At 66.3% G+C, this 24177-nt stretch carries 16 protein-coding genes; 5 read left to right on the forward strand and 11 right to left on the reverse strand.

Annotated elements, in window-relative coordinates; all coding sequences use genetic code 11:
• Nucleotides 1–2 precede the first annotated feature (2 nt).
• From ACZ9AQ_RS16685 to ACZ9AQ_RS16735, 11 genes are all read right to left on the reverse strand, one after another.
• Nucleotides 3–410, reverse strand: coding sequence for a GtrA family protein (locus ACZ9AQ_RS16685; RefSeq protein ID WP_429205641.1), 408 nt, complete (start codon nucleotides 408–410; stop codon nucleotides 3–5).
• Complete coding sequence (locus tag ACZ9AQ_RS16690) at nucleotides 397–1350, reverse strand: glycosyltransferase family 2 protein (protein ID WP_429205639.1); 954 nt, start codon at nucleotides 1348–1350, stop codon at nucleotides 397–399. The genes ACZ9AQ_RS16685 and ACZ9AQ_RS16690 overlap by 14 nt, the downstream gene beginning before the upstream one ends.
• Nucleotides 1347–3026 (reverse strand): DUF6311 domain-containing protein, encoded by a 1680-nt coding sequence (locus ACZ9AQ_RS16695; RefSeq protein WP_429205638.1) that lies wholly within the window; start codon nucleotides 3024–3026, stop codon nucleotides 1347–1349. The genes ACZ9AQ_RS16690 and ACZ9AQ_RS16695 overlap by 4 nt, the downstream gene beginning before the upstream one ends.
• A 14-nt stretch (nucleotides 3027–3040) precedes the next feature.
• Nucleotides 3041–6808 (reverse strand): glycosyltransferase, encoded by a 3768-nt coding sequence (locus tag ACZ9AQ_RS16700; RefSeq protein WP_429205637.1) that lies wholly within the window; start codon nucleotides 6806–6808, stop codon nucleotides 3041–3043.
• Nucleotides 6792–8183 (reverse strand): class I SAM-dependent methyltransferase, encoded by a 1392-nt coding sequence (locus tag ACZ9AQ_RS16705; protein WP_429205636.1) that lies wholly within the window; start codon nucleotides 8181–8183, stop codon nucleotides 6792–6794. Before ACZ9AQ_RS16705 ends, ACZ9AQ_RS16700 begins: the two co-directional genes overlap by 17 nt.
• The gene (locus tag ACZ9AQ_RS16710) at nucleotides 8180–9400 is read right to left on the reverse strand and encodes an ABC transporter ATP-binding protein (RefSeq protein ID WP_429205635.1); all 1221 of its coding nucleotides are present in this window, start codon (nucleotides 9398–9400) and stop codon (nucleotides 8180–8182) included. The genes ACZ9AQ_RS16705 and ACZ9AQ_RS16710 overlap by 4 nt, the downstream gene beginning before the upstream one ends.
• Nucleotides 9400–10200 (reverse strand): ABC transporter permease, encoded by an 801-nt coding sequence (locus tag ACZ9AQ_RS16715; RefSeq protein WP_429205633.1) that lies wholly within the window; start codon nucleotides 10198–10200, stop codon nucleotides 9400–9402. The genes ACZ9AQ_RS16710 and ACZ9AQ_RS16715 overlap by 1 nt, the downstream gene beginning before the upstream one ends.
• Nucleotides 10201–10382: 182 nt before the next feature.
• Nucleotides 10383–11171, reverse strand: coding sequence for a Crp/Fnr family transcriptional regulator (locus ACZ9AQ_RS16720; protein WP_429205631.1), 789 nt, complete (start codon nucleotides 11169–11171; stop codon nucleotides 10383–10385).
• 7 nt (nucleotides 11172–11178) lie between these two features.
• Entirely contained in the window at nucleotides 11179–11505 is a 327-nt protein-coding gene (locus tag ACZ9AQ_RS16725; protein ID WP_429205629.1) for a VanZ family protein, read from the reverse strand.
• Nucleotides 11506–11537: 32 nt separating this feature from the next.
• Entirely contained in the window at nucleotides 11538–12803 is a 1266-nt protein-coding gene (locus ACZ9AQ_RS16730; protein ID WP_429205627.1) for a tetratricopeptide repeat protein, read from the reverse strand.
• Nucleotides 12800–14632: a CHASE2 domain-containing protein gene (locus ACZ9AQ_RS16735; protein ID WP_429205625.1), complete on the reverse strand. Its 1833-nt coding sequence runs from the start codon at nucleotides 14630–14632 to the stop codon at nucleotides 12800–12802. Before ACZ9AQ_RS16735 ends, ACZ9AQ_RS16730 begins: the two co-directional genes overlap by 4 nt.
• Before the next feature lie 173 nt (nucleotides 14633–14805).
• Here ACZ9AQ_RS16735 and ACZ9AQ_RS16740 point away from each other — a divergent pair, with 173 nt between their 5' ends.
• From ACZ9AQ_RS16740 to ACZ9AQ_RS16760, 5 genes are all read left to right on the forward strand, one after another.
• Nucleotides 14806–16155, forward strand: a complete 1350-nt coding sequence (locus ACZ9AQ_RS16740; protein WP_429205623.1) for a FecR family protein — start codon at nucleotides 14806–14808, stop codon at nucleotides 16153–16155.
• A 220-nt stretch (nucleotides 16156–16375) separates the two neighbouring features.
• Nucleotides 16376–19069 (forward strand): DUF4214 domain-containing protein, encoded by a 2694-nt coding sequence (locus tag ACZ9AQ_RS16745; protein WP_429205622.1) that lies wholly within the window; start codon nucleotides 16376–16378, stop codon nucleotides 19067–19069.
• A 436-nt stretch (nucleotides 19070–19505) separates the two neighbouring features.
• Nucleotides 19506–21305, forward strand: coding sequence for a type I secretion system permease/ATPase (locus ACZ9AQ_RS16750; protein WP_429205620.1), 1800 nt, complete (start codon nucleotides 19506–19508; stop codon nucleotides 21303–21305).
• The gene (locus ACZ9AQ_RS16755) at nucleotides 21305–22663 is read left to right on the forward strand and encodes an HlyD family type I secretion periplasmic adaptor subunit (RefSeq protein ID WP_429205619.1); all 1359 of its coding nucleotides are present in this window, start codon (nucleotides 21305–21307) and stop codon (nucleotides 22661–22663) included. Before ACZ9AQ_RS16750 ends, ACZ9AQ_RS16755 begins: the two co-directional genes overlap by 1 nt.
• A gap of 2 nt (nucleotides 22664–22665) precedes the next feature.
• Entirely contained in the window at nucleotides 22666–24024 is a 1359-nt protein-coding gene (locus ACZ9AQ_RS16760) for a TolC family outer membrane protein (protein WP_429205617.1), read from the forward strand.
• The last annotated feature ends 153 nt before the right edge of the window (nucleotides 24025–24177 follow it).

Raw genomic sequence — 24177 nt, forward strand, 5'->3', positions numbered from 1 at the left:
GGTCAGGCCGGATGGCGGAAGGTCACTGCCTTGTGCAGCGCGAAGGTCAGTACCGGGCCGCACAGGAGCACCAGCGCCAGGCCGACGAGGTAGTGCCAGCGCAGCGCCTCGGCCAGTGCCGACAGCGCGACCGTCAGCGCCAGGCTGAGCATCGATACGGCCAGGAACTTGCGGTAGCGGCTCCAGCTCGGCGGCTGCTTGAAGGTGAAGCGGCAGTTGGCGAAGAACGAGCAGGTGTTGGCCAGGGCAAAGCCGGCCACGTTGGCCGCGACCGGTCCGGCCAGCGCCGTTTCGACGAGCGCGATCACGGTGCCCGAATGCAGGACGGTGTTGAAGACGCCGATCAGGCCGAATATGACGAAGGCGCGATGACGCGCCAGCAAGCGCCGGAACAAGTCAACGAGCTTCATCGACGTTTTCGCCAGGCTGTTCCTCGCGCACCAGATAGACCGGACGGCGCTTGACCTCGTGGTAGATGCGGCCGACATACTCGCCCAGGACGCCGATGCCGATCAGCTGCACACCGCCGATGAACATGCCGCCCGCCATCAGCGAGGCGTAGCCGGGCACGTCGACGCCCGCGAACACGGTGTCGAGCACGATCAGGGCGGCGTACATCAGCGACAGCAGCGACACGCCCATGCCGAGATAGGTCCAGACCTTGAGCGGCACGGTCGAAAAGCTGGTGATGCCTTCCAGCGCCAGGTTCCACAGTTTCCAGGCATTGAAGCTGGAGGCGCCGGCATGGCGCGGCGCCGGCGTGTAGGGCACGGTCACGGTGCGAAAGCCCACCCAGGCGAACAGGCCCTTCATGAAGCGGTGGTTTTCCGGCAACTGGCGCAGGGCCTCGACCACGCGCCGGTCCATCAGGCGGAAGTCGCCCACGTCGATCGGCACCTCGACCTTGGAGATCATGTTGTGAAAGCGGTAGAACGACAGCGCCGACAGTTTCTGCAGGTGGCCGTCGGTGGCGCGGTCGGTGCGGCGCGCCAGCACCACTTCGGCGCCCAGTTCCCACTGCGCCAGCATCTCGGACAACAGTTCCGGGGGGTGCTGCAGGTCGCTGTCGATCGGCACCACCGCGTCGCCCGTGGCCCGGTCGAGCCCCGCCGTCAGCGCGGCCTCCTTGCCGAAATTGCGCGACAGGTCGACCAGGTGTACCCAGGGATAGCTGGCGCGCGCCTCCTGCAGTTCGGTCCAGGTGGCGTCGTGGCTGCCGTCGTTCACGGCGATGACGTCGATCTCGTACCGGGGCAGTTCGACGGCGATCGCGGCGATGCGCCGGAAGAACTCGGACACATTGCCCGATTCGTTATAGAACGGAGCGACCAGGGATACACGTTTCTTCATTGTCTGTCGGTGTCAGGGTGGGTGCTTTTACGGCACAGGAAAACGATCTCCATGTCGGCGCAGACGGCGCCCGGGCCGGCCAGCCGTTCGGCTTCCTGCTGCTGCTTGAAGTAAAGCTTTTCGAACGCGATCGCCGTCGAGGCGGGCAGGCCGGCGATCGTGACGTCATAGTTGTCGCAGGCCTTGGTCGCGCGTGCGATATAGCCGGTGGAAAATGGATAGCCGTGCTTGACCGCATACGCCATCACGGGCAGCAGGGCGTTCGATCCGGCCACCTGGTTGCAGCGGAACGGCGGATAGTAATGCAGGGCGCGCGTCTGCGCGCCCAGGAATTCGTTCCAGCGCGCCTCGTCGATCAACGGAGCGGACTGTTGCGCCACCACTTGCCGCACGTAGTGGTGGTGCGCCTGCAGGTCCCACATCTGCAGCGCCGTCACCGCCGCCAGCAATGCCGCTGCGCGCCACGCCGGCACGTGGCGCGCGACGCCGATGACGGTGAACAGGATGACCGCATAGCCGACCGGCCAGAAGAACCGGCCGGACGCACGGAAGGTGGTGGTCACGGTCTGCATCCATTCCGGCAGCTGCAGGGCGTACAGCCGGGCGTTGCCCAGCCAGACGAGGTTCGACAGTGCGAACAGCCACAGCACGACCAGCACGCCCAGCAGGGCGCCATGGCGCCGCCAGAATCCCGGATCGCGGCCTTGCAGCACCTTGTACGCGACGACCGTCAGCAGCAGCAGGAACACGCCGAGGTAGTTGAACCCCTCGCCCTGGCCGTCGTGCGCCATCGGATGCTCCAGTTGCAGCAGGTAGCCGCCATAGAGCGGCGCGAGCAGGTTCATCGAAAAATAGCCGAAGCCCCATTCGCGGCTGCCCGCGCCAGGCGGCAGGGGCAGCACGGTGACCCACATCGTCGCGAACAGGAGGCCATAGACGGCCAGCGGCGTCAGCAGCGCGCGTCCGAGCGTGGCGCGGCTGGCCGGCGCGCGCAGCAGCTGGCGCAGCACGTCGGCGCCAAAGATCGCCGATGCCATCACGAACAGGTAGATGTTGACGTAGAAGGCGCCCACCAGCAGCGCCATCCAGGCCGGCGCGTCCAGCCGGCCCAGGCGCGAGCCGCGCAGGTAGGCCGCGAAGGCGAACACCAGGATCCATTGCGACATCAGGCTGGTGTGCGAGATGCGGAAGGTCAGGGCCGGGAAGCTGGCCAGCAGCACGGCCAGCGCCGCCAGCGCGGCCCAGTTGCGCACGCGCGCCTCGCGGCAGATCCACCACGCGCCCACGCCCTGCAGGATGAAGCACAGCGCGATCCACAGGCCGTAGGGGTTCCAGTAAGGCGCCCCGTGGCGCACCAGCTTGAGGAACAGCGCATAGAGCGGCACCGTGTCGAGGAAGGTCGCGACCGTGCCCTCGGGGGTGTTGAGGGTCTCGAAGCGCAGCAGCGGCCAGCGCCAGGCGTCGCTGGCGTAGGCATTGAAGCCGGCCAGGTACTGGGTGATGTCGGCGTTGTCGCGCCACCAGAATGGGGCCGTGCCGCGCAATATCGGGTAGCCGTACAGCCACCAGGCGTAGCCCAGGGCGAGCGCGGCCGCCAGCAGCAGTCCGGCGGGGCCGTGGATGTCGAGCCACCAGGCGGCGCGGCGCAGGCCGGGCCGGGCCTGGAGCGCGCGCATGCACTGCAGCGGCGTCACGCGGCGGGCGGCGTCGACGCCGGGTCCAGCAGCGCCAGCAGCGCGCGCGCCTGCTCGCGCCAGGTCATCCAGTCCATGCCTTGCGGCGTCGGGTGGCGGCCCTCGGCATGCAGCGCCAGCCATTCGCGCACCGCGGCGGCCAGGTCGGCGCCCTGCATGCCGGCGAAATAGTGGGCGTGATCGCCCGCCACCTCGCGGAACACCGGCAGGTCGCGCGCCAGCAGCGGCAGGCCGTGGTGGGCGGCTTCGATCAGGGGCAGGCCGAAGCCTTCGCCCTCGCTCGGGAACAGCAGGCAACTGCTGGCCAGGTAGACCTGCTGCAGGGTGTCGTCGTCGATCCCGTCCAGCCACAGCAGGCGGCGGCCCAGTTCGGGGCTCGCGCGCAGGCGCTCCAGGATGCGCGGCAGGGTGCGGCGGTCGGCGTCGGCCAGGCCTTTCCAGCCTTCGCGTCCGACGATCACCAGGTTCAGGTCGGCGCCTTCGGCCCACAGCTGCTCGAAGGCCTCGAGCGCCTGCAGGTGGCCCTTGCGCGGCTCGATCGTGCCCACCATCAAAAAGCTCGGTCGCGCGGCGACCTGGCGCGCGAGCGGCGACTCGGCGGCTGCGGCATGCGCCGCGAGCTCGAGGTCGGCGCCCAGGTGCAGCCCGGTGCGCACCTGGCCCACGCGCGTGGCCAGGCCGCGTTCGGCCAGCCAGGCGTCGAGGTCGGCGCACACCGCGTGCGAAATGCAGATCAGGCGGTCGGCCTCGGCCGCCACGCATTCGAGCCAGGCCGCGTGGGTGACGTCGGCATGGGGCGGGAAGAATTCGGGACGCAGCACCGGCAGCAGGTCGTAGACCACGAAGTTGATCGACACCCCGCGCGCGCGCCATGCGGCGTACAGGCCGCTGCGCGCGGCCTCCATCGCGGCGTGCGGCGAGTGGTCTGCGCAGTAATAGATGTCGCCGGCCAGCACGTCGACCACCGGGTCCTGGCCCTGCAGCACGTCCTCGATGCCGAGCAGGCGCGCGGCGTAGTTGCGCGCATAGCGGTACTGGGGATGCTCGCCGCTGTTGTCGAGATAGACCGGTTCGACGCGGTAGCCGCTGGCGCGCAGCTGCAGCAGCTCCATCAGCTGGTTGCGCACCACGCGCTCGATGCCGGTCTTGAGATCGTTGCGCGCGATGGTGGTGACGTCCAGCAGCAACTGGCGCGGCTGCAGCGGATCGGGAGCGCGCGCCACCGCGCGCGCCAGGTGCTGCAGCATGGCGTCGTCCGGCGCCAGGCCGGGCGTGGCCAGCAGGGCGCCCTGCAGGGCGCGCTGGCCCAGGCGGCGGCGCACGGCGTCGCGCTCCAGCGCCGCCTTGTACATCAGGCCGACCCGTTCCGGGCTGTTGCGCGTGCCCATCAGCGCGAAGCCGGCGGCGGCCAGCGCCAGCCGGCGCGCGTCGTCGGCGCGCAGGGTTTCCAGCGCCCGCACCAGCTCCTGTTGCTCGAAGGCGTCGGGCAGCATCCAGACCGCGTCGTGCGGGAACTCGGCCATCGCGCCATTGGCGTTGATGATGGTCGGCAGGCCGTAGATCATGCAGTCGAGCACCGTGCCCGAGGTCTCGCCGCGCGAGCCGGTACGCAGTTGCACGCCGACGTCGGCGGCCTGCAGATAGTGGAAGTAATCCTCGTCCGAGGTCCAGCCCGAGATGCGCACCCGCCCGCCGCCCGCGGCGTCGATGGTCTCGCTCATCTGGCGGCCGTAGTCGCCGCCATGGTTGGCGCCGACGAACACCAGGTGGCACCGGCGGTCGGCGTGCAGCGTCGACGCAAGCCAGGCCTGCAGCAGGGCCAGGCAATGCTTGGTGGGAGCGATGAAGCCGAAATTGCAGACCACGAAATCGTCGGCGCCGATGCCCAGCGCGCGGCGCGCAGCCGCGCGATCGTTCACGCGTGGCGCCGCGCGCGGCAGCTGGCCCGGGCTCCAGTCGGCGCCGGCCTGCGGCCCGTACCAGTCGCGCGCCAGCTGGCGCGCATATTCGGAATGCACGATCACGTGGCTGGCGTCCTGCAGGATCTCCAGGTTGCTCGGCCAGTCGTGCTTGGCTTGCTCGAGGCCGTCCGGCGCCACGCTGGCCTGCACCGCGGCGTAGCCGTGCGAATGCAGCAGGCTGCGGGTCCAGGCGCCCGGCATCGCGCCGGTGATCTGCTCGTACGAGATCATGCTGCTCAGGTAGAAGTCGTGCAGCACCACCACGCCCGGATGGCGCTGCAACAGCGGCATCATGTGGCTGTGATAGGGACTGTTGCCGAACTGGTAGATGACGTGCTCGTAGCGCTCCGGATGCTGGTCGAGCCAGGCCGGCGGATGCTGTGGCAGGTGCGCCAGTTCGGGCGGCAGCGCCACCTCGGCCTGGTGCACGATCAGTTCCACCTCGAAGTGGGGCAGCAGGGTGGGCAGCACGCGCACCGCGTAGTCGGCGATGCCGGTGCGCTCGGGCGGCAGCGGCGACAGGAAGGCGATGCGCGGCCGGCGCGCGGCCGCACCCGCCGTGGCGGCGGCTGCCGCGGCGATCCGCGCCACATGCGCTTCCAGCGCGGCAATGGCGCGCTGCGCGCTGCGGTCCCAGCTGAACTTGCGCGCCTGGAGCGCGCCATGCGCGCGCAGGCGCGCCTGCAGCGCCGGGTCGCCCAGCACCTCGGCGATGCGCTGCGCGATGGCGGCCGGCTGGCGGCCATCGAACAGGGCGTCGGGGTGGCCGATCACTTCCGGGATGCTGGTGCTGTCGGCGCCGATCACCGGCGCGCCGCAGGCCATCGCCTCCAGCGCCGGCAGGCCGAAGCCTTCGTGCAGCGACGGGAACACGAACAGCGCCGCGCTGCGGTACAGGTCGATCAGGTCGGCGTCGCTCAGGTAACCGGTCAGCACCATCTCGTCCGGCGCCAGGCCGTGCTGGCGCGCCAGCTGCCCCAGGCGCTGGCGTTCGCCGTCGTTGATCTTGCCGGCGATAACGAGCTGGTGCGCGCCGCGCACGGGCGCCGGCAGCAGCGCCCAGGCCGCGATCAGGCCGTCGATGTTCTTGCGCGCGTCGAAGCCGCCCGGGGCGCACATCAGGGCCGGGCGATTGATGCCGAAGCGCGCGCGCAGCGCCGCCAGGTGGCCGGGATCGAGCTCGGCCTTGCAGAAGGTTTCGTCCACCGCGGTGGAGATCGAGACCACGCGCTCCGGATCCAGGCCGAGGGCGTCGATCGCCTCCTGGCGCGAATAGTCCGAGATCGCCAGCAGCAGGCCGGCCTGGCGCAGCGAGGCGATCTTGCGCTCGTAGTAGTTGCGCTGCTCGGGCTGGCGCAGGTACTGCTCGGGATTCAGGAAGGGAATCAGGTCGTACAGCACGGCGGCGGTGGCGACGCCGTCGCCGAAGCGGCCGATCGAGACCACGGCGTCGTCGACGTAGCCTTCGAACAGGCTGGTGACCAGCACCGCGTCCGGGCGCAATTGGGCGATCGCGTATTCACGCAGCAGCTCGCCGGCGCGCGCGCGCGGCGAGTTGACCGGGTGCGCCTCTGCGCTGGCGCCGGCGCCGTCGAACAGGCAGATGCGCTCGCGCGGCACCAGGCCGTCGAACGCCTGGCGGATGTCCTCGATCGCGCCGCCGAGGGCCGCGTTCAGGACCAGCCACACCTCGTGCCCGCCGGCGTTGCGCGCGACCCCGAGGGCCAGTGCCAGCGAATAGCGCCCGATGCCGCGATAGCGGCTTTCCGACTGGGCGCCCTGGAGATCAATGACTATCCGCATCGCTGGTCCTTGCCTGTTCCTGTTTCGGTGGATGCTGCCGTTTCTGCAGCTGTTGCAGCTGGTGGTACACGCGCGCCGCGCGCGGCGACAGTTCGCCCGGTTGCTGGTCGACCACCACGCGCACGGCGTCGCTGTTGTCGAGCATGAGCTTGTAGAGGCGCGCCTCGAGCGCCGGCACGCGCCGCAACGCGGCGCGCGCGGCGCGCTTGAGCGCAGGGCGGCGCAGCACGGCGCCGCCGAGCCGGCGCGCCAGGCGCAGGCCGCGCGACTTCGCGGCGCTGCCCAGGCGTCCTTCGCGCTGCGCGTTGCGCAGGCGGTAGGCCAGCGTCATCGCGCGCCGCAGCGGCTCGGTGATGCGCCACGAAGTGCTCGACAGCAGGTCGACCACGCGCTGGCCCATCTCGGCCGCGTGGGCTTCGGCCTGCGACAGCCGCGCTTCCTGGCGCGCCGCCTGCTGGCGCAGTTCGTCGAGCTGCCGGGCGAGCGCGGACTGCTGTTCGGCCGCCAGGGCCTGGGCGCGCGCCAGTTCGCTGCCGTGCTTGCGTTCGTCGGCCAGCGCGATGGCCGTCTGCACGCCCTGCTCGCCGATCCGGCCCAGGATCTGGTGGATCTCGGCGTGCTGCGCCGCCAGCTGCTCCTGGTAGCGCTGGGCGAGTTGCGCCAGCGTGATGCCCCACGGCGCCTCGAAGGCGTCGTCGAACGGCGCCAGCACCGGCTGCGGCGCGGCCTTCTGCGCCACCACCGCGTAGTCGGGGCTGACGCCTTCGAGCACCGTGATCAGGCCTACCGGCGCCTCGGTATGCAGGCGCGGGTCTTCCTGCAGGCGCACGATGCGCTGGCGCGCGAAGCCGGCGTGCTCGGCGGCGAAGCCGAGCAGGCCGGGCGGCAGCGGATGTTCGTGCGACGGATCGAGGTAGAAGCTGGTGGCGCCGACGGTGAGGTTTTCCGGGTTCGGCGTCTCCATGATGAGCAGCCCGCCCGGTTGCAGCACGCGCAAGGATTCGGCGATCAATTCGCGCACCAGGTCGAACGGCAGGTGCTCGACCAGGTGGAAGGCCGACACCAGCGCCAGGCTGGCGTCCGGACGTGCGCGCAGCGCCGCCAGGGCGTCGTCGCGGCGCGCGGCCAGGCCGCGTTCGCGGCAGGCGGCCAGCATGCCGTCGTCCAGGTCGACGCCCTCGGCCTGGAAGCCGTTTTCACCCAGCAGCTCCAGCCACTCGCCGCGTCCGCAGCCGAGGTCGAGCGCGGCCGGCGCCGGCGCCAGCGCACGCAGGGGGGCGGTGAAGCCGGCATAGGCGCGCAGCCGGTCCTTGATGGTCTCGCGCGAGCCGCGGTAGCGGTCCTCGAAGGCGCGGTAGAACGAGGTCTGGTTCATCGTTGGATCTCCACTTGCGGTTCGAGCCAGCTGCTGCCGACGAATTCGCGCCGGTTCATGTTCATGACCATGAAGATGGCGGCCAGGTCGCGCCACTCGTAGTTGTCGGCCAGGTGGGTCTCGCTGCTGGTGAGCGCGGTGGTCACCGAGTAGCTGCCCGGCCCCAGGTTGAGCGGAAAGCGGAAGCGGTATTCGATGACTTCGCCGGCGCGCAGGCCGGTGAGGGCCTGGTCGAGATAATGGGTGTTGGTGCCGAAGATCTGCTGCCCCAGGCGGTCCTTGATCATGTAGCCCAGCACCAGGCGCGGCACCGATTTGTTGATCCTGACGCGGATGCGCAGCTGGGCCGGCACGCCGACGTTGAGCACCTCGAGCGCCTGGCCGTTCTCGTTCTCGAGCGCCACCTCGAGCACGCTGGCGTGGCCGGTGCCCGACGTGGTCTGGACCCGGCCTTCCGGCGTGCGCACCTGCTCGACGGTGCTGCCTTCGCGCTCGGCGATCAGGGCGTTGTAGTAGTCCATCACTTCCTCGGGCGTGCCCTGCTTGGCCAGGCGGCCGCTGTCGAGCAGGATCGCGCGGTCGCAGATCGACTGCATGGCGGCGCGGTCATGGCTGACGATCAGCAGCGTGGTGCCCTGCTTGCGGAACTCGCGGATGCGCTCGAAGCTCTTGTGCTGGAAATAGGCGTCGCCGACCGACAGCGCCTCGTCGACGATCAGCACGTCCGGACGGACCACGGTGGCCACGGAGAAGGCCAGCCGCATCTGCATGCCCGACGAATACACCCGCACCGGCTGGTCGATGTAGTCGCCGATCTCGGCGAAGGCCTCGATCTGCGGCATCAGCCGGACGATCTCGTCGACCGCGAGTCCGAGCAGCTGCCCCGACATGAACACGTTCTGGCGGCCCGTGAAGTCGGGATGGAAGCCCATGCCGAGTTCGAGCAGGGCGGCCACCCGGCCATGGATCGCCACGCCGCCGGTGGTGGGCTGGGCGGTGCCGGTGATCAGCTTGAGCAGCGTGCTCTTGCCGGCGCCGTTGATGCCGATGATGCCGACCGCATCGCCCGGCGCCAGCTGAAAATTGATGTCCTGCAGCACCCACTTGAGCTTGTGGCGCGGCTTATTGCCGGGCAGGATCCATTCGGCCAGCCGGCTCCAGCGGTTTCCGTATTGCTTGTAGGCCTTGCCCAGGTCCTTGACGATAATCGAGCCCATCAGAGTTCATCCACCATTTCGCCGGCGCGCTTGCGGAACAGGTGCATCCCCAGCGCGCACAGCAGCAGGGCAAGCACGGTAACTGGCAGCAGGCTCGGCCAATCCGGCAGCTCGCCGCGCAGCAGGATGCCCTGATAGGCCTGCACCACCGAGGCCATCGGGTTCCACACCAGCAGCGGCCGCACCTCGGCCGGCAGCGCGGTGACCGGATACACCACCGGCGTAAACCAGAACCAGAATTGCAGCAGGATGGCGAAGAACTGGCCGACGTCGCGGAAGAACACGTTCAGCACGCCCAGCACCATGGCCAGGCCGATGGCGAACAGGATCTGGATCGCCAGCACCGGTAGCAGGGCCAGGGCGCTCCAGCCCGGGAAGGAACCGGTGGCGACCAGGAATACGAGGAAGAGGCCGAAGATGATGGCAAAGTTCACCAGCGCATTGAGCACGACCACGATGGGCAGGCAGATGCGCGGGAACTGCAGCTTCTTGATCAGGTTGGCGTGTTCGAGGAAGACGTTCTGGCCGCGCGTGGTGATCTCGGCAAACAGGCCCCAGGTCAGCACGCCGGCGCACAGGTAGATGCTGTAGGCAAAGTTGCCGGTGCCGCCAGGCAGGCGGGTGCCCATCACCTGCGAAAAGATCACGGTATAGACCACGATCATGGCCAGCGGATTGAGCACGGTCCAGGCGGCGCCGAGCAGGGAATTGCGGTACTTGGCCTGGAATTCTCGGCGCACGCTGCCCGCGATGAAACCGCGGTAGCGCCAGACGCCGCCCAGCATATTACGGGAAATCATAGGTATTGGGGCTTGATCATGATCAGGAATCGGGACGCGCGATAAGCGTCCTTATTCGGGATGGCCCCGAAGATAAGTTGCTGATTATAACATGATGCTGACTAGGAATTTACGAGTTACTACTTGTTACTTTGCCATACAGTAACTCGGGAGGGCATGCCGGTGCAGCGTGCGGCATGCCGTCAACCGTTGCCCTCGATGAGCTTTTGCAGCTCTTCCGGCTTCATGATCGTGATGCTGTGCGAGCCCTTCTTGATGATTCCCTGCTGCACCAGCGTCAGCAAGGCGCGGGTGACGGTCTCGCGGCTGGTGTTGATCATGTTGGCGATGTCCTGGTGCGTCGGCAGGTTTTCCACCACGTGGACATTGCCTTCCTTTTTCTCCTTGAGCAGGTTCAGGAAGGTGAAGATGCGGCGTGAGGTATTGTGAATACTGAGCAGGGCGCGGAATTCCGAGTCGCGTTGCACCTTCTCGGCCAGGAACCGCAGCATCTCGTGGGCCACCGGCGGCGAATGCGTAAACATGTGCAGCGCGACGGCGCGCGGCAGCAGGGCGACCAGCACGGGTGTCAGCGCCACGACCGATGCCGAACGCATGGCGCCGCTGATGACGGCGATCTCGCCGAAAAAGTCGCCCGGCTGCAGCATGCGCAGGCCGATTGCGCGGCCGTCCTCGGTGACGTCGATGACCTGCAGCGAACCGCTCAGCAGGAACAGCAGGCTGTCGCCGGGCGCGCCTTTTTGCAGCACGATGTCGCGCTTGGCGTATTCGCGGATGCGCAGGTTCGTTTTCACCCGCAGCATGTCTTCTTCGTTGAGGTTGGCGAGCAGCGGGATCTTGCGCAGATGGATCTGGACTTCATGTTCCTGCGCCGTCGGTTCGTTGGCCGCGGGAACGGCCGGCACGGGCGTCGGGTCGCCGGGAGCGGCTTCTTTCTCGGGATCGTTCTTGCGGTTGGTCGACGATGTCATGCGGTTCTCAAATCACCTGTAACAGTCCGAACGCAGCGGTGGCGGCGGCAATGCCGGCCGTGTTCGCCCCCATGTCGCGCCAGCAAAAACTACGTCCGGGCACCAGCTTCTGCAGTAATTCGATGGCAAATCCGGCTGAAAGCAAACCCAGCAGCCAGACCATGCGGCGCGCCCAGGCGGGTTCGATCAGCAGCGCCAGGGTGCTCAGTCCCGCGAATGCAATGAAGTGCAGCAGCTTGTCGTGCGGAAGCAGCGGAAGCCAGCGCGCCGGCAGCAGGCAGCCGAGCGCGACGGCGCCAGCGGCCGCCACGAAGACAATCAATTCCCAGGACATATCGACCTATTGCTTGTACACCAATCCTGGCGTTAGAAGTTATCCCAACGCAAACTCATCTGCAGGGCGTGACTATTATATTGGAAGAGCGAGATGTTCTCGCGGTTGAGCGTGCTACGCCACTCCACGACGACGCTGTAGCGTGAATGCAACTTCCAGTTCACGGCGGTGCGCAAGGTCGCCGTGTCCTGCCGACGCCGCGTGTCGATCAGTCCGGGGGAGTACAGCGCCTGGCTGCGCCAGTGTTGCCAGGCGACGCCGCCTTCCAGGCTCAGCCGGCTGGTGGCTGCGCCATACCATTGCAGGCTGCCAAACCAGCCGTCGCGGTCGCCGCCCGGCCGGCCGTTGGTGCTGTCGTCGTGCAGGCGGGTCAGCGTCGCCTGCGTCAGGCTGCGCCCGCCACGGTAACCGGCAATGCCGCCGAGCTCGATGGTCGTGCCGTCGTAGGCGGGGCGGGTGGGGTACTCGACCTGGCTCAGGTTGCCCGACAAGGTGAATTCGGCGCCCTCCGGCATTTTCCATGGCGGCGACAAACGCATCTGCAACTGCTTCTGGCGCTGGTACAGGGCGCGGTCCAGCGTCACATACCCAAGCGCCGCCGTGCCGCGCAGCAGCCAGCCGCCCGGCTTCCACGTGTGCTCGACCGCCCCCACCACCAGGGCGGTGTCCTGGCTGCGCTCCCGGTCGTGCCAGCGCGAATAGGCCTGGACGATGGCGTTCGTCGCGGCGCCACCGAGCGGGTGCACGGTGGACAGCGTCAGCTGGCTGAAGTTGTCGCCCTTCGGCAGGAAGTCGGGAGCCAGTTCGTACTCGGTCCGTGCGCTGCCGGTGCCGATCGCGAAGCGCGGATCGCTCGCGCCCTGGTTGACGTTGTCGTCGTGGCCGCGGGTGGCCGCCAGCAGCCAGGCGCCGCCCTCGCGTGCGGTCCTGTTGCCGCAGCCGGTGGCGCGGTAGCGCGCGATCGTCTCCACGATCGGTTCCGGCAGCGCGAAGCGTTGCTGCAACCCGGAAAACAGGCGCTCGGCCTCGTTCGAATTGCCGAGTTCGCAATGGGTGATCGCCAGGTCGAGCCAGGCGCCGGCGTGGCGCGGCTGGGCGGCCACGACGCGCTCGAGCAAGGCCGCCGCTTCTTCGACCCGCCCGTCGGACAGCGCGCGCAGTGCGGCGCGATACAGTTCTTCCTGCTGGTCCGCTTCGCCCGCGCTCGGCGGCGAATCGGCGGCCGGGGCGTCCTGCGCCACGGCGTGGCACGACCAGCACGCCGCCGCCAGCGCGATGGCTGCGACCAGGCGCATCATGCGCCTTGCTCCAGCGTGTAGATGCGTGTCGGGCGCCCCTTGCCGCGCAGCTGGCGCTCGCCCAGCAGCAGCAGGCGGTGGCGCCTGGCCAGCGCAGCCGTGCCCTCGCCCACGATGACGTCGTGCGGATAGTCGCGCGCCGCCTGTTCCAGGCGCGCCGCCGTGTTCACGCTGTCCCCGACGGCGGTATAGATGCTGCGGGCCGCGGTGCCGTAGTCGCCGGCCATCGCTACGCCGCTTTCGATGCCGATGCGTACGCGCAGCGGCGGCAGTCCGCTGGCTTCGCGCTGGCTGGAAAATTGCGCCACCTCGCGCAGGATGCGCGCCGCCGCGTCGAGCGCCAGGTCGGCGTGGTCGGGATTCGGCAGCGGCGCCCCCCAGAAAGCCACCAGTCCGTCACCAGTATACTTGTCGAGGGTGCCGCGCTGGGCCAGCACGGGCTGGGTGAGGCATTCCAGGAATTGCGTGGTCAGGCGCGACGCTTCTTCCAGCGACAGCGCCTCGACCTGGCTGGTATAGCCCTGCATGTCCGCCACCAGGGTGGTCACTTCCAGGCGCCGCGGCGCCAGCGGGTCCTTCAGGTCGCTGCGCAACAACTCGTCGACGACTTCGCCGGCCACGTACTGGCGCAGCGTGCCGAGCAGCTGGCGCGAGCGGCGCTGCGCCAGCTCCCACTGGAATGGCACGGCCACCGCCAGCAGGTACAGGCAGCACAGCAGCGGCGCCGCCGGCGCGAAATCGGGGTCGTGTGGCGCCAGCAGCCAGGCGATGGCCAGCCACAGCAGGGCGCTGGCGCCCAGCAGCAGCGCGTTCGAAGCCGCCGACATGCGCGGCAGCGTATAGGCGGTCAGCAACACGACGGCGAGCACGAAGGCGAACGCAATGCTCTTGCCTGGCAGCGCGGCCGGCGCAAGGCCCTGTTGACGGTCGAGCAGCGAGGTGAGCATCGAGGCATGGACCAGCAGGCCGGCGCTCGACGCGCCCAGCGGGGTTGCGATGCGGTCGCCGATGCTCAGCGACGAAGAGCCGATCAGCACCAGCCTGCCGCGTGCCATGCCTTCCGGCATATTCCCGGACAGCAAGTCGACAGCCTTGACGACGTCGTAGGCAGCCCAGTCGCGCGCAAAGGGCACGCGTTCGACCGCGCGCAGCGGCAAGTTATCTGTCGCATCACCACAACACTGTAGCAAGGCGAGCGAGAGGGTAGGGTAGACTCGGCCGCGGTAACTGGTGAACACGGGCAGGCGGCGCAAGGCGCCGTCGGCATCGGGCAGCACGCCGATATTGCCGGCATGGCGCGACTGGGCCAGGCCGGCGTGGTTGGCCAGGTAACCGAGGGCGGGCAGTGCGTTGCCGGCTGCCGGCGCCGGGGCGCCGCCGACCAGATGGCCGCTCCCCAGCGGCGCATCGGCGTGCAGGTAGTCGAACATCTGCGCGAGCACTACCGGGCCGTGGCCGGCCAGCATGGCCAGGCGCATGTCGCCGTCGGCGTCGGCGGGCTTTTCCATCAGGATGTCGAGCGCTACTGCGCGAGCGCCGTCGGCCAGGGCGAGTTCGACCAGGTCGGCGATGCGGGCGCGCGGCCAGGGCCAGGGGATGTTCGCCACGCTGCTTTCATCGATGTCGATCACCAGGATGCGTTGTTCCGGTACGGCGCTGGCGCGCAGCTGGATGAAGCTGTCGCGCAACCACTCGTCCACCGCGCTCGTCGGCCGCGTGCCGCCACCCCATTGCAGCCATCCCGCCAGCACCACCGCGACAAGCGCGATCAGGCCGCGCAGGACGGCTGGATGGCGCAGGTCGGTGCGCAAGAAGCGGGGGAGTGGCATTGGCAAAAATGAAACCAGAATGTACCGAAAAACGGAAAACATGCAGTATATCGGGTTGCATTTGCCAGCAGAAATAATTTGCTGCAGGCAAATGCCGATATACACTCAAGATTGTGATGAGCGTCACAGATTTTATCGGTTGACGCTGGACAATGGTAGGTATGGAGGACTCTATGTTGAAAAAAATCGTGGTGGCTGTTGCGATGATGTTGTCGCTGGTCGGCAACGCACAGGCGGCAGAGGCCGGCCGCGTGGTGTTCGTCACCGGCGATGCCCAGCTCGGCCGTCACGTCGCCCTCAAGGATGCGGTAGTGGCGGAGGGCGACCAGATCTCGACCGGCGTTGACGGCTATGTCTATGTGCAGACCGTCGACAACGGTTTCCTGATCCTGCGTCCCAATACCGTCGCGCGTGTGACGGCGTATTCGATCGACAACGCCGACCCATCGAAAACCCAGGTCAAGCTCGAGCTGTTGCAAGGCGTGGCCCGCGCGATTTCGGGTGAAGGCGTCAAGCGCGCGCGCCAGAACTTCCGTTTCAATACGCCCGTTGCCGCGATCGGCGTGCGCGGCACCGATTTCACGGTGTATACCGATCAGCAGACGACGCGCGTGACGGTGCTGTCCGGCGGCGTGGTGATGAGCGGCTTCGGCGCCGGCTGCGCGGCGGCGGGAACCGGGCCTTGCGAGGGACGTGACGCGCGCGAACTGTTCGCCGGGCAGGGCGGCATGCTGCTGCAGGTAGAGCGCGGCAACAGCATTCCGCAATTGCTGGCCAATCCGGCGCTGGCGCCTGACCAGGCCGGCAAGCCGCGTGGCGACGAGCCCACGACCAAGCCGGCCGCGGCGCCGCTCGCGCAGGTGAATCTGGATCCGCAGCGTTCGGCGCAGACGCTGAGCAATGTGCGACCAGTGGCGCCGGCCCCGACGCCGGAGCCGGCTCCGACGCCGCTACCACTGCCGGAGAGCCCGCCGGTGACCGATCCCGTCATCCCGCCGCCCGTGGTGATCGAGCCGCCACGGCCGCCAGTTGCCGTCGTGCCCGAAGTTTTCTGGGGACGCTGGCAGGCAGTGCTCAATCGGGCGCCTGCGATCGGCCGTATTGATGACGCCGATGTCGATATTGCCACTTATTACGGGCCATATGCGATTACGCGCCTTTCCAATTCGGCATTGGTCATGCCAAAAGAAGGAACGGCGGCATTTACATTGATGAGCGGCGAGGCAATCATGACCAATTCGGATGGCAATCGGTTTGCCACGATCGATTCGGGCCAATTGACGATGGATTTCGCGAAAAAAACCTTCGCCACGTCGCTGGTCGTCAGGGCCGACGGCGATCGCGCGGACGTCATCGGCAGCGGCATCATGACGGACAAAGGCATGCTGTACGAAGACCGGCGCTCCGATACGATCATCCGGGGATATCTGGGTGGCGCGAATGCGGATCAGGCTGGATATATTTTCAAGAACTCCGCCAATCCGGGAATAGTTGTCAGCGGCGCCACATCGTGGAGCCGGTGAATCGGGAATAGTTGTAACCGTAATTGGTGGTTTTTTGAAAGAATTCGTAAAAAAATGTATCTATAGCGTAAAAAACTTGGGCTTTGTGATGACGGTCACAACCTTGAAATCATAATCTGGCAATATACTCCGCAGTTCTGCAATAACCCATAGGACACACACCAGTGTTGTCCTACAGCAGACTTGGTTACAACCACAATCTTTAAAGGATTCAAACATCATGGCAGCTCAAGATTACACCGCCGTTGTACAACAACTGTACATGTCGTACTTCGGCCGTCCGGCTGACTTCTACGGCCTGCAGAATTTCTCGGCGCAGCTCGACGCAATGGGCGCACCGAAGACCTTCGCCGCAGTGCAGGCTGCCGTGCAGGCTGACGCCGCCGGCACCACCGCGCTGTCGAAGCTGGTGAACACCTTCAGCAACTCGGCTGAGTCGGTCGCCCTGTACGGCAGCGACAACAGCCAGGTCGGCATCTCGAAGTTCGTCGCCGCGATCTACCAGAACGTCCTGGGCCGCGAAGCCGACATCACCGGTTTCAACTTCTGGGTCAGCGCCATCTCCTCGGGCACCCTGAGCAAGGCCAACGCCGCTGCCGCCATCTCGCAGGCTGCTACCGTCAACACCTCGGCCCAAGGCCAGCTGGACGCACTGACCGTGGCCAACAAGGTTGCCGTCGCTACCGCCTTCACCACCGCCCTGGACACCCCGGCTGAACTGAACGCCTACTCGGGCGACGCAGCAGCTGCAGCCGGCCGTGGCCTGCTGACCGGCGTGACCTCGTCGACCAGCGTGACCGCTTACCAGTCGGTCATCAACTCGACCATCTCCGGCATCGTGACCGGCTCGACCCCAGTGTCGAACCTGGCCCTGACCGCCAACGTCGACAACATCGTGGGCACCAACGCTGCTGACACCATCACCGCACTGGTTGGCGTGGATGCTGCTAGCGTTTCCACCCTGAACACCGGTGACGCGATCGACGGCGGCGCCGGCATCGACACCCTGAACCTGATCGTGGGCAAGGCATCCCCGCTGCCAAGCACTGCCACCGTCAAGAACGTGGAAATCATCAACATCACCGGCGCGGACTTCATCAGCACCGGCGGCGTTGCTGCGACCGTCGACGCTGGCTACTTCGCTGGTTCGACCACCGTCAACCTGCAGAACACCGCTACCGCGACCAACGTCACCGGCCTGTCCGGCAAGACCCTGGGCGTGCAAGGCAAGAGCGCTGCGATCACCGGTGACTTCGGCACCGCTGCTGCTGCAACCGTGCAACTGACTGGTTCGTCGGCCGTTGCTGGTGGCGCAACCAACGCCGTTGTCAACCTGACTGGTGCTGGCATCAAGACCGTGACCGTCAATGGCAGCGGCCGTGCTACCATCGACTCGACTGGCGCTGTCGAGACGCTGAACGTCAACGCGACCGGTGCGATTACCCTGGACGCCCAGGCTGAAGCCGCTTCGATCAAAACCATCAATGCAGCCGGTTCGAGCGCTGGCGTGACCCTGGTGGGCGCATACACCGCAGCCGAGACCATCACCACCGGCAACGGCGCTGATACCTTCACCGTCGGCCTGACCACCGCTGGCAAGACCGCGACCGTCAATTCGGGCGCTGGTAACGACACCATCGACGTCAGCACTACCGCAGTCAAAGTCAACATCAACGCTGGCGCTGGCGATGACAACATCACCTTCACCACTGCCCGTCCAGTGACCGCGAGCGACATCGTCAACGGCGGCGAAGGCAAGGACACCCTGACGATCGGTAACGGTACCATCGCTGCTGCGGATATCGAAATCCTCAAAGCGGTCGTGACCAACGTCGAGACCCTGAAGTTCTCGGCACAAGCAACCGGCGTCGATGCAGCCGCCCTGAGCCAGTTCAGCACCTTCTCGTTCACGCAAGATGCCAGCGCCATCACCAAGGTTGCTGATACCCAGAGCATCGTCACCACTGGCGACGTCAGCGTGAGCGCTGCCGGTTACATCGGTGCTGGCACCGGTACCCCTGCCGCAACCGCGACGACCTATGCTGGCAAGCTGACCGTTGACGCGACCGGTGGCAGCGCCGCTGGTGCTGATCCTGTTCTCAATCCAGCAAATAACGTTGTGGTCACTGCAAACGCAGACTCGATCACCCTGAACGTGAAAGCTCTCGCAGCAACTGCGGGCGCTGCTGGCGAAGCTACGTTTGCTCAGCTGACCGGCGACGTCAAGTCGGCTACCGTCAACCTGACCAACAGTGTGAACGCCAACACCAGCAGCACCGCAACTGCTGACGTCCTGGCTAACTTCTCGCTGACCACCAGCGGTGCTAAAGTTGGCGCTACCAACGCTTTCAGCGAACTGGGCGCCCTGACCACGCTGAACCTGACCGGCAACGGTTCGGCTGTCATCGTCAACGGCGCGGCCGGCGTGCTGGCTAACGTCGACGCAACCGCAATGACCGGCAAGGCAGCCTTCGGCGGCCCTGCAGTCACCGGTGGCCTGGACTACACCACCAGCGCCAACGTCGCTGAAACCATCAAGCTGGGTGCTGGCAACGACATCGTGCGCTTCAGCGCCACGTCGTCGACCTACGACAAGATGGACACCATCACCGGCCTGACCCTGGTCAAGACCGCCGCTGGCGCGCTGGATCTGGCTGCTTCGGATGACATCTCGGTCGCTGGCGGCGCTACCTTCGCCAAGGCAACCTCGACCGCTGCAACCTTCGGCCTGGCACTGACCGAACTGGGCGCAGCCGCTGCCGACAACGTCGTGTTCCAGTACGGTGGCGACACCTACATCTACTCGGATGTGGGCGCCAATGGCCTGACCAACAACGACGTCGTCATCAAGCTGACCGGCACCATCGATCTGGACATGCTGGTTCTGGCTCTGAACCCGGCTCCAGCCCCTTAATTTCCTTCACCGGAAATGCCCCTTGCCTCGGCAAGGGGTTGCGATAACGCGAACCCTGGCTCCTGGAGCCAGGGTTTTTTCGCGTACACCGCGATGAGTCAAGACAGGCGGTTCCGTCCCGCCGGGTGAGCAATCACCGGCCTGGACAGGCAGGATCGACTTCTGCAGTGCCGTCGAATGCGGAGCATGCTCTGCTGAGTTTCGGCACGAATGGATAACGCGACGCCTTTCCCGGGACGGACATCGATCCCAGAGGCCATGCTGAAGAGCATGGCCTTTTTCATGGGCTGTACCGACATCTGATGCATCAGCGCAACTAATCTTCTTCAAAATTGTGATGCTCATCACATTTCACGGGGCTTTTAGGCGATAATGTGCGCTCTGGCTGTGGCTGGCTCTATTGCGGTCATCAGGCACACTTTCACGACGGCCTACAATGCTCAATAAATTCTTCGAATCGAAAAACGAACTCGGGCTCGCCCTGCGCGGTTTCAAAAGCACGTTCATTACCGTCGGCGTCTTCAGCGCCATCACGAACCTGCTGGCGCTGGTGCCGTCCCTGTACATGCTGCAGGTCTACGACCGCGTGCTGGCGAGCCGCAACGAATTTACCCTGCTCATGCTGACGGTGATGATGCTCGGCGCCTATGTGCTGATGTCCTCGCTCGAGATGATGCGCAGCTTCGTGCTGGTGCGCGTGGGCGCCAAGTTCGACATGCTGCTCAACAAGCGGGTGTACACCGCGGCGTTCGAGCAGAACCTCAAGCGGGCCGGCGGCAACGCCGGGCAGGCCCTGGGCGACCTGACCAACCTGCGCCAGTTCCTGACCGGTAACGCCGTGTTCGCGTTCTTCGACGCGCCGTGGTTCCCGATCTACCTGGCCGTGATCTTCTATTTCGACGTCTGGCTCGGCTTGTTCGCCCTGTGCGGCACGATCATCCTGGTGGTGCTGGCCGTCGTCAACGAGCGCATCACGCGCGGGCCGCTCGGCGAAGCCAACACCATGTCGATCGCTTCCGGCAACCTGGCGACCAACAACCTGCGCAACGCCGAAGTCATCGAATCGATGGGCATGCTGCCCAACCTGATGCGCCGCTGGTTCAAATTGCACAGCCGCTTCCTGAACCTGCAGGCCGAGGCGAGCCAGAAGGCCGGCGTCATCGGCGCGATCACCAAGTTCTTCCAGACGTCGCTGACCTCGCTGGTGCTGGGCCTGGGCGCCCTGCTGGCGATCGAAGGCCACATCACCCCGGGCATGATGATTGCGGCCTCGATCCTGATCGGCCGCGCGCTGGCGCCGGTGCAGCAGGTGATCGCGGTCTGGAAGACGTGGAGCAGCACGCGCAGCGCCTTCGACCGTCTCTCCAAGATGCTGAATGACAATCCGGAGCGTAACGTAGGCATGGAACTGCCGAAGCCGCAGGGCACCGTGACCGTCGAAGGCGTGACCGCGGCGCCGCCGGGCGCGACCCAGGCCGTCCTGCGCGGCCTGTCGTTCGCGATCGCACCGGGCGACGCCCTGGGCGTGATCGGTCCTTCGGGATCCGGCAAGTCGACCCTGGCGCGCCTGCTGGTCGGCGTGTGGCCCGCCGCGGGCGGCAAGGTGCGCCTGGACGGCGCCGATATCTATAGCTGGAACAAGGCCGAACTCGGCCCGAACATCGGGTACCTGCCGCAGGACATCGAACTGTTCGGCGGCACCGTGAGCGACAACATCGCCCGCTTCGGCGACGTCGATGCCGAAAAAGTCGTCGAGGCGGCCAAGCGCGCCGGCGTGCACGACATGATCCTGCACCTGCCCAAGGGCTACGACACGCCGCTGGGCGACGGCGGCGCCGGCCTGTCCGGCGGCCAGAAGCAGCGCCTGGGCCTGGCCCGCGCGATGTATGGCGACCCGGCCCTGCTCGTGCTCGACGAGCCGAATTCGAACCTCGACGAGGTGGGCGAACAGGCGCTGGTCCAGGCCGTGCTCGACATGCGCCGCCGCGGCAAGACGGTCGTGCTGGTCACGCACCGCACCAGCATCATCGGCGCCACCAACAAGCTGCTGCTGCTGCGCGACGGCGCGGCCCAGGCCTTCGGCCCGACCGACCAGGTGCTGGCCGCGGTCCAGGATGCGAACCAGAAGGCGCAAGCGCAGGCACAGGCGCAAGCCCAGGCACAGGCGCAGGCACGCCAGGCGCAGCTGCAGGCCCAGGCCGCCGCCGCTGCAACGACTGAACAAGGAAGCAAATAATGAAGCTGATTCAACAGAAGGATGCGCCTGCCGAAGTCGTCAGTCATGACGTCGCGCCGCTGACCGTGAATACCGATGCGCGTTCCTACGCGCGCGTCGGCTGGCTGATCGTGCTGTTCGGCGTGCTCGGCTTCCTGCTGTGGGCGTCCTTCGCCCCGCTGGACAAGGGCGTTCCCATGACGGGCACGGTGGCCAAGGAAACCAACCGCAAGAGCGTGCAGCACCCGACGGGCGGCGTCATCCAGGAAATCCTGGTCAGGGACGGCGACGTGGTGAAGGCCGGCCAGGTGCTGGTGCGCATGAACCCGATTACTGCCAAGGCGGGTTATGACATTACCGAAGCGCAATTTCTCGCCGCGCGCGCGAGCGAGGCGCGACTGCTGGCGGAACAGGCGGGGCAGAAAACGATCCGTTTCCCCGAAGACCTGACGAAACACGCCGACAATGCGCGCGTGGCCGAGATGATGGCCTTGCAAAACCAGTTGCTCGCTTCGCGCCAGGCGTCGCTGCAGAACGAACTGGGCGGCGTGGATGAGAACATCGCCGGCCTCAAGATGCAGATCCAGGGCCTGCAGGAGTCGCGCGACAGCAAGAAGGAGCAGGTCGGCTTCCTCAAGGAGCAGCTCGGCGGCATGCGCGACCTGGCCAAGGAAGGCTATATCGCCCGCAACCGCCTGCTGGACCTGGAGCGCACCTACGCGCAGCTGCAGGGTGAAATCTCCGAGGACATCGGCAATATCGGCCGCGCCCAGCGCCAGGTGATGGAACTGACGCTGCGCAAATCGCAGCGCATGCAGGAATACCAGAAGGAAGTGCGCACCACGCTGGCCGAGACGCAGAAGGAATCGGAATCGCAGGCGGCGCGCATGAGCGCCCAGCAATTCGAGCTGTCGAACGTCGACGTCAAGGCGCCGGTCAACGGCACGGTGGTCGGCCTGGCCGTGTTCACCAATGGCGGCGTCGTGCAGCCGGGCTTCAAGATGATGGATATCGTGCCGACCAACGACCTGCTGATCGTCGAAGGGCAGTTGCCGGTCAACCTGGTCGACAAGGTGTACGAAGGTCTGGAGACCGAACTGATCTTCTCGGCGTTCAACGCCAACCGTACGCCGCACATTCCGGGCATCGTGGAAACCGTGTCGGCCGACCGCAGCGTCGAAGAGCGTACCGGCGCGCCGTATTACCACGTGCGCGTGAAAGTGTCGCCCGAAGGCGCAAAGATGATCGCGCAACACAATATGGCTATTCGTCCCGGCATGCCGGTGGACCTGTTCGTCAAGACCGGCGAACGCACGATGATGAGCTACCTGCTCAAGCCGCTGATGGACCGCAGCCGGTCGTCGATGAGCGAGGATTGATCATGGCGCAAGCGATCAGGAAGCCGGGCGCGCTGCGCCGCAGTGGACTTGCCATCGCCGCATTGCTGACCTTCGTCGCCGGCAATGCCGGCGCGGTCAGCCTGCAGCAGGCCTATGAAGCGGCATTGAGGAACGATCCGCAATATCGCATGAATTATTACGAGAACGAAGCGACCAAGGAGAACGTGAACCTTGGACGGTCGAACCTGCTGCCGCGGCTGTCGGCAAGCTACAGGGCGAATCGAAATATCGCAGATACCGACACGTATTCAACCTTGGCCGGAAGGAATATACTCGAGTATCCGCGCTACATCAGCCGCTCCTCATCCATCAACCTCCAGCAGCCGATCCTGAACCTGGATTCGATCTTCCGCTACCGCCAGGGGAAGGTGCAGACCGCCCAGGGCGCGAAAAAATTCGAATCCGACACCAATGACGTCATCATCCGTGTCGTCGGGGCCTATGCGGACGCGCTGTTCGCCGAGGACCAGGTCGAGCTGTCCCGGGTGCAGCGCGACATGTACCTGGAACAGATGAAGGTCAATGATCGCCTGTTCGAAAAAGGCGAGGGCACCAAGACCGACATGCTCGAGACGCAGGCGCGGCTGGACCTGGCCGAAGCGCAGCTGGTCGAGGCCAGGAACAATGCGATCGCCATGCGCAACACGCTCGCGGGCATCATCGGCATGGACCCGGGCACCCTCGACAAGCTGGGTGCGGAGTTCCGGTTCCAGGACTTGCCGCTCAAATCGTTCGAAGACTGGCGCCGCACGGCCGAGGAGCGCAATCCGCTGCTGGCCGCCGGCAGGCTGGCGGTCGAAAATGCCCGCCTGGAAATCAAACGCCAGAAGGCGGGACACTTCCCCACGGTCGACCTGGTCGCCGGTTACAGCCGCGACGATGCGGCCTCGCTCCAGAACTACCGGCAGGATTCCATCAACCGCACCGTCGGCGTCCAGGTGAACATCCCGATCTACCAGGGCGGCGCGATCAGCGCCACCACGCGCCAGGCTGCCGCCAATTTCGAGCGCTCCAGGGCCGAACTCGACACGCAGAGCAACCGGATCATGGTCGAGTTGCGCAGGTCTTACGACCTGGTGGAGAACAGCGTTGCGATGATCAGCGCGCTGGAAAGGGCGGTCGCCTCGGGCAAGGAACTGATGGTCGCCACCGAGAAAAGCGTCGCGGGGGGCGTGCGGATCAACCTCGACCTGCTGAACGCCCAGCAGCAGCTGTACACCAGCCAGCGCGACCTGGCGCAGGCGCGATACAGCTATCTGCTCGGCCTGCTGCGCCTGCGTGCGGACGCGGGCACCCTCAATGCGGACGCGGTGCGCGAAGTCGCCGCCTACTTCCGCTGATTCGAACGGGAACCGCAACAAATCGACGGGCGTATGTCAATGGCATATGCCCGTTTTCTTTGTGCATTCAGGGGCGATGACAGGGCGATGATGATGCAAATTCGCCGTGAATCGATGTTAAAGTTTCCAGCTGAGCATATCCGCCCCACGAAT

Source organism: Massilia sp. UYP34 (assembly GCF_056279385.1).

What these genes read in the sequence shown, in the direction of transcription:
- ACZ9AQ_RS16715 (WP_429205633.1), bottom strand. Translation starts at nt 10,200, where the DNA reads ATGATTTCCCGTAATATGCTGGGCGGCGTCTGGCGCTACCGCGGTTTC.
- ACZ9AQ_RS16740 (WP_429205623.1), top strand. Translation starts at nt 14,806, where the DNA reads ATGTTGAAAAAAATCGTGGTGGCTGTTGCGATGATGTTGTCGCTGGTC.
- ACZ9AQ_RS16730 (WP_429205627.1), bottom strand. Translation starts at nt 12,803, where the DNA reads ATGATGCGCCTGGTCGCAGCCATCGCGCTGGCGGCGGCGTGCTGGTCG.
- ACZ9AQ_RS16710 (WP_429205635.1), bottom strand. Translation starts at nt 9,400, where the DNA reads ATGGGCTCGATTATCGTCAAGGACCTGGGCAAGGCCTACAAGCAATAC.
- ACZ9AQ_RS16720 (WP_429205631.1), bottom strand. Translation starts at nt 11,171, where the DNA reads ATGACATCGTCGACCAACCGCAAGAACGATCCCGAGAAAGAAGCCGCT.
- ACZ9AQ_RS16705 (WP_429205636.1), bottom strand. Translation starts at nt 8,183, where the DNA reads ATGAACCAGACCTCGTTCTACCGCGCCTTCGAGGACCGCTACCGCGGC.
- ACZ9AQ_RS16725 (WP_429205629.1), bottom strand. Translation starts at nt 11,505, where the DNA reads ATGTCCTGGGAATTGATTGTCTTCGTGGCGGCCGCTGGCGCCGTCGCG.
- ACZ9AQ_RS16760 (WP_429205617.1), top strand. Translation starts at nt 22,666, where the DNA reads ATGGCGCAAGCGATCAGGAAGCCGGGCGCGCTGCGCCGCAGTGGACTT.
- ACZ9AQ_RS16690 (WP_429205639.1), bottom strand. Translation starts at nt 1,350, where the DNA reads ATGAAGAAACGTGTATCCCTGGTCGCTCCGTTCTATAACGAATCGGGC.
- ACZ9AQ_RS16755 (WP_429205619.1), top strand. Translation starts at nt 21,305, where the DNA reads ATGAAGCTGATTCAACAGAAGGATGCGCCTGCCGAAGTCGTCAGTCAT.
- ACZ9AQ_RS16735 (WP_429205625.1), bottom strand. Translation starts at nt 14,632, where the DNA reads ATGCCACTCCCCCGCTTCTTGCGCACCGACCTGCGCCATCCAGCCGTC.
- ACZ9AQ_RS16685 (WP_429205641.1), bottom strand. Translation starts at nt 410, where the DNA reads ATGAAGCTCGTTGACTTGTTCCGGCGCTTGCTGGCGCGTCATCGCGCC.
- ACZ9AQ_RS16695 (WP_429205638.1), bottom strand. Translation starts at nt 3,026, where the DNA reads ATGCGCGCGCTCCAGGCCCGGCCCGGCCTGCGCCGCGCCGCCTGGTGG.
- ACZ9AQ_RS16700 (WP_429205637.1), bottom strand. Translation starts at nt 6,808, where the DNA reads ATGCGGATAGTCATTGATCTCCAGGGCGCCCAGTCGGAAAGCCGCTAT.
- ACZ9AQ_RS16745 (WP_429205622.1), top strand. Translation starts at nt 16,376, where the DNA reads ATGGCAGCTCAAGATTACACCGCCGTTGTACAACAACTGTACATGTCG.
- ACZ9AQ_RS16750 (WP_429205620.1), top strand. Translation starts at nt 19,506, where the DNA reads ATGCTCAATAAATTCTTCGAATCGAAAAACGAACTCGGGCTCGCCCTG.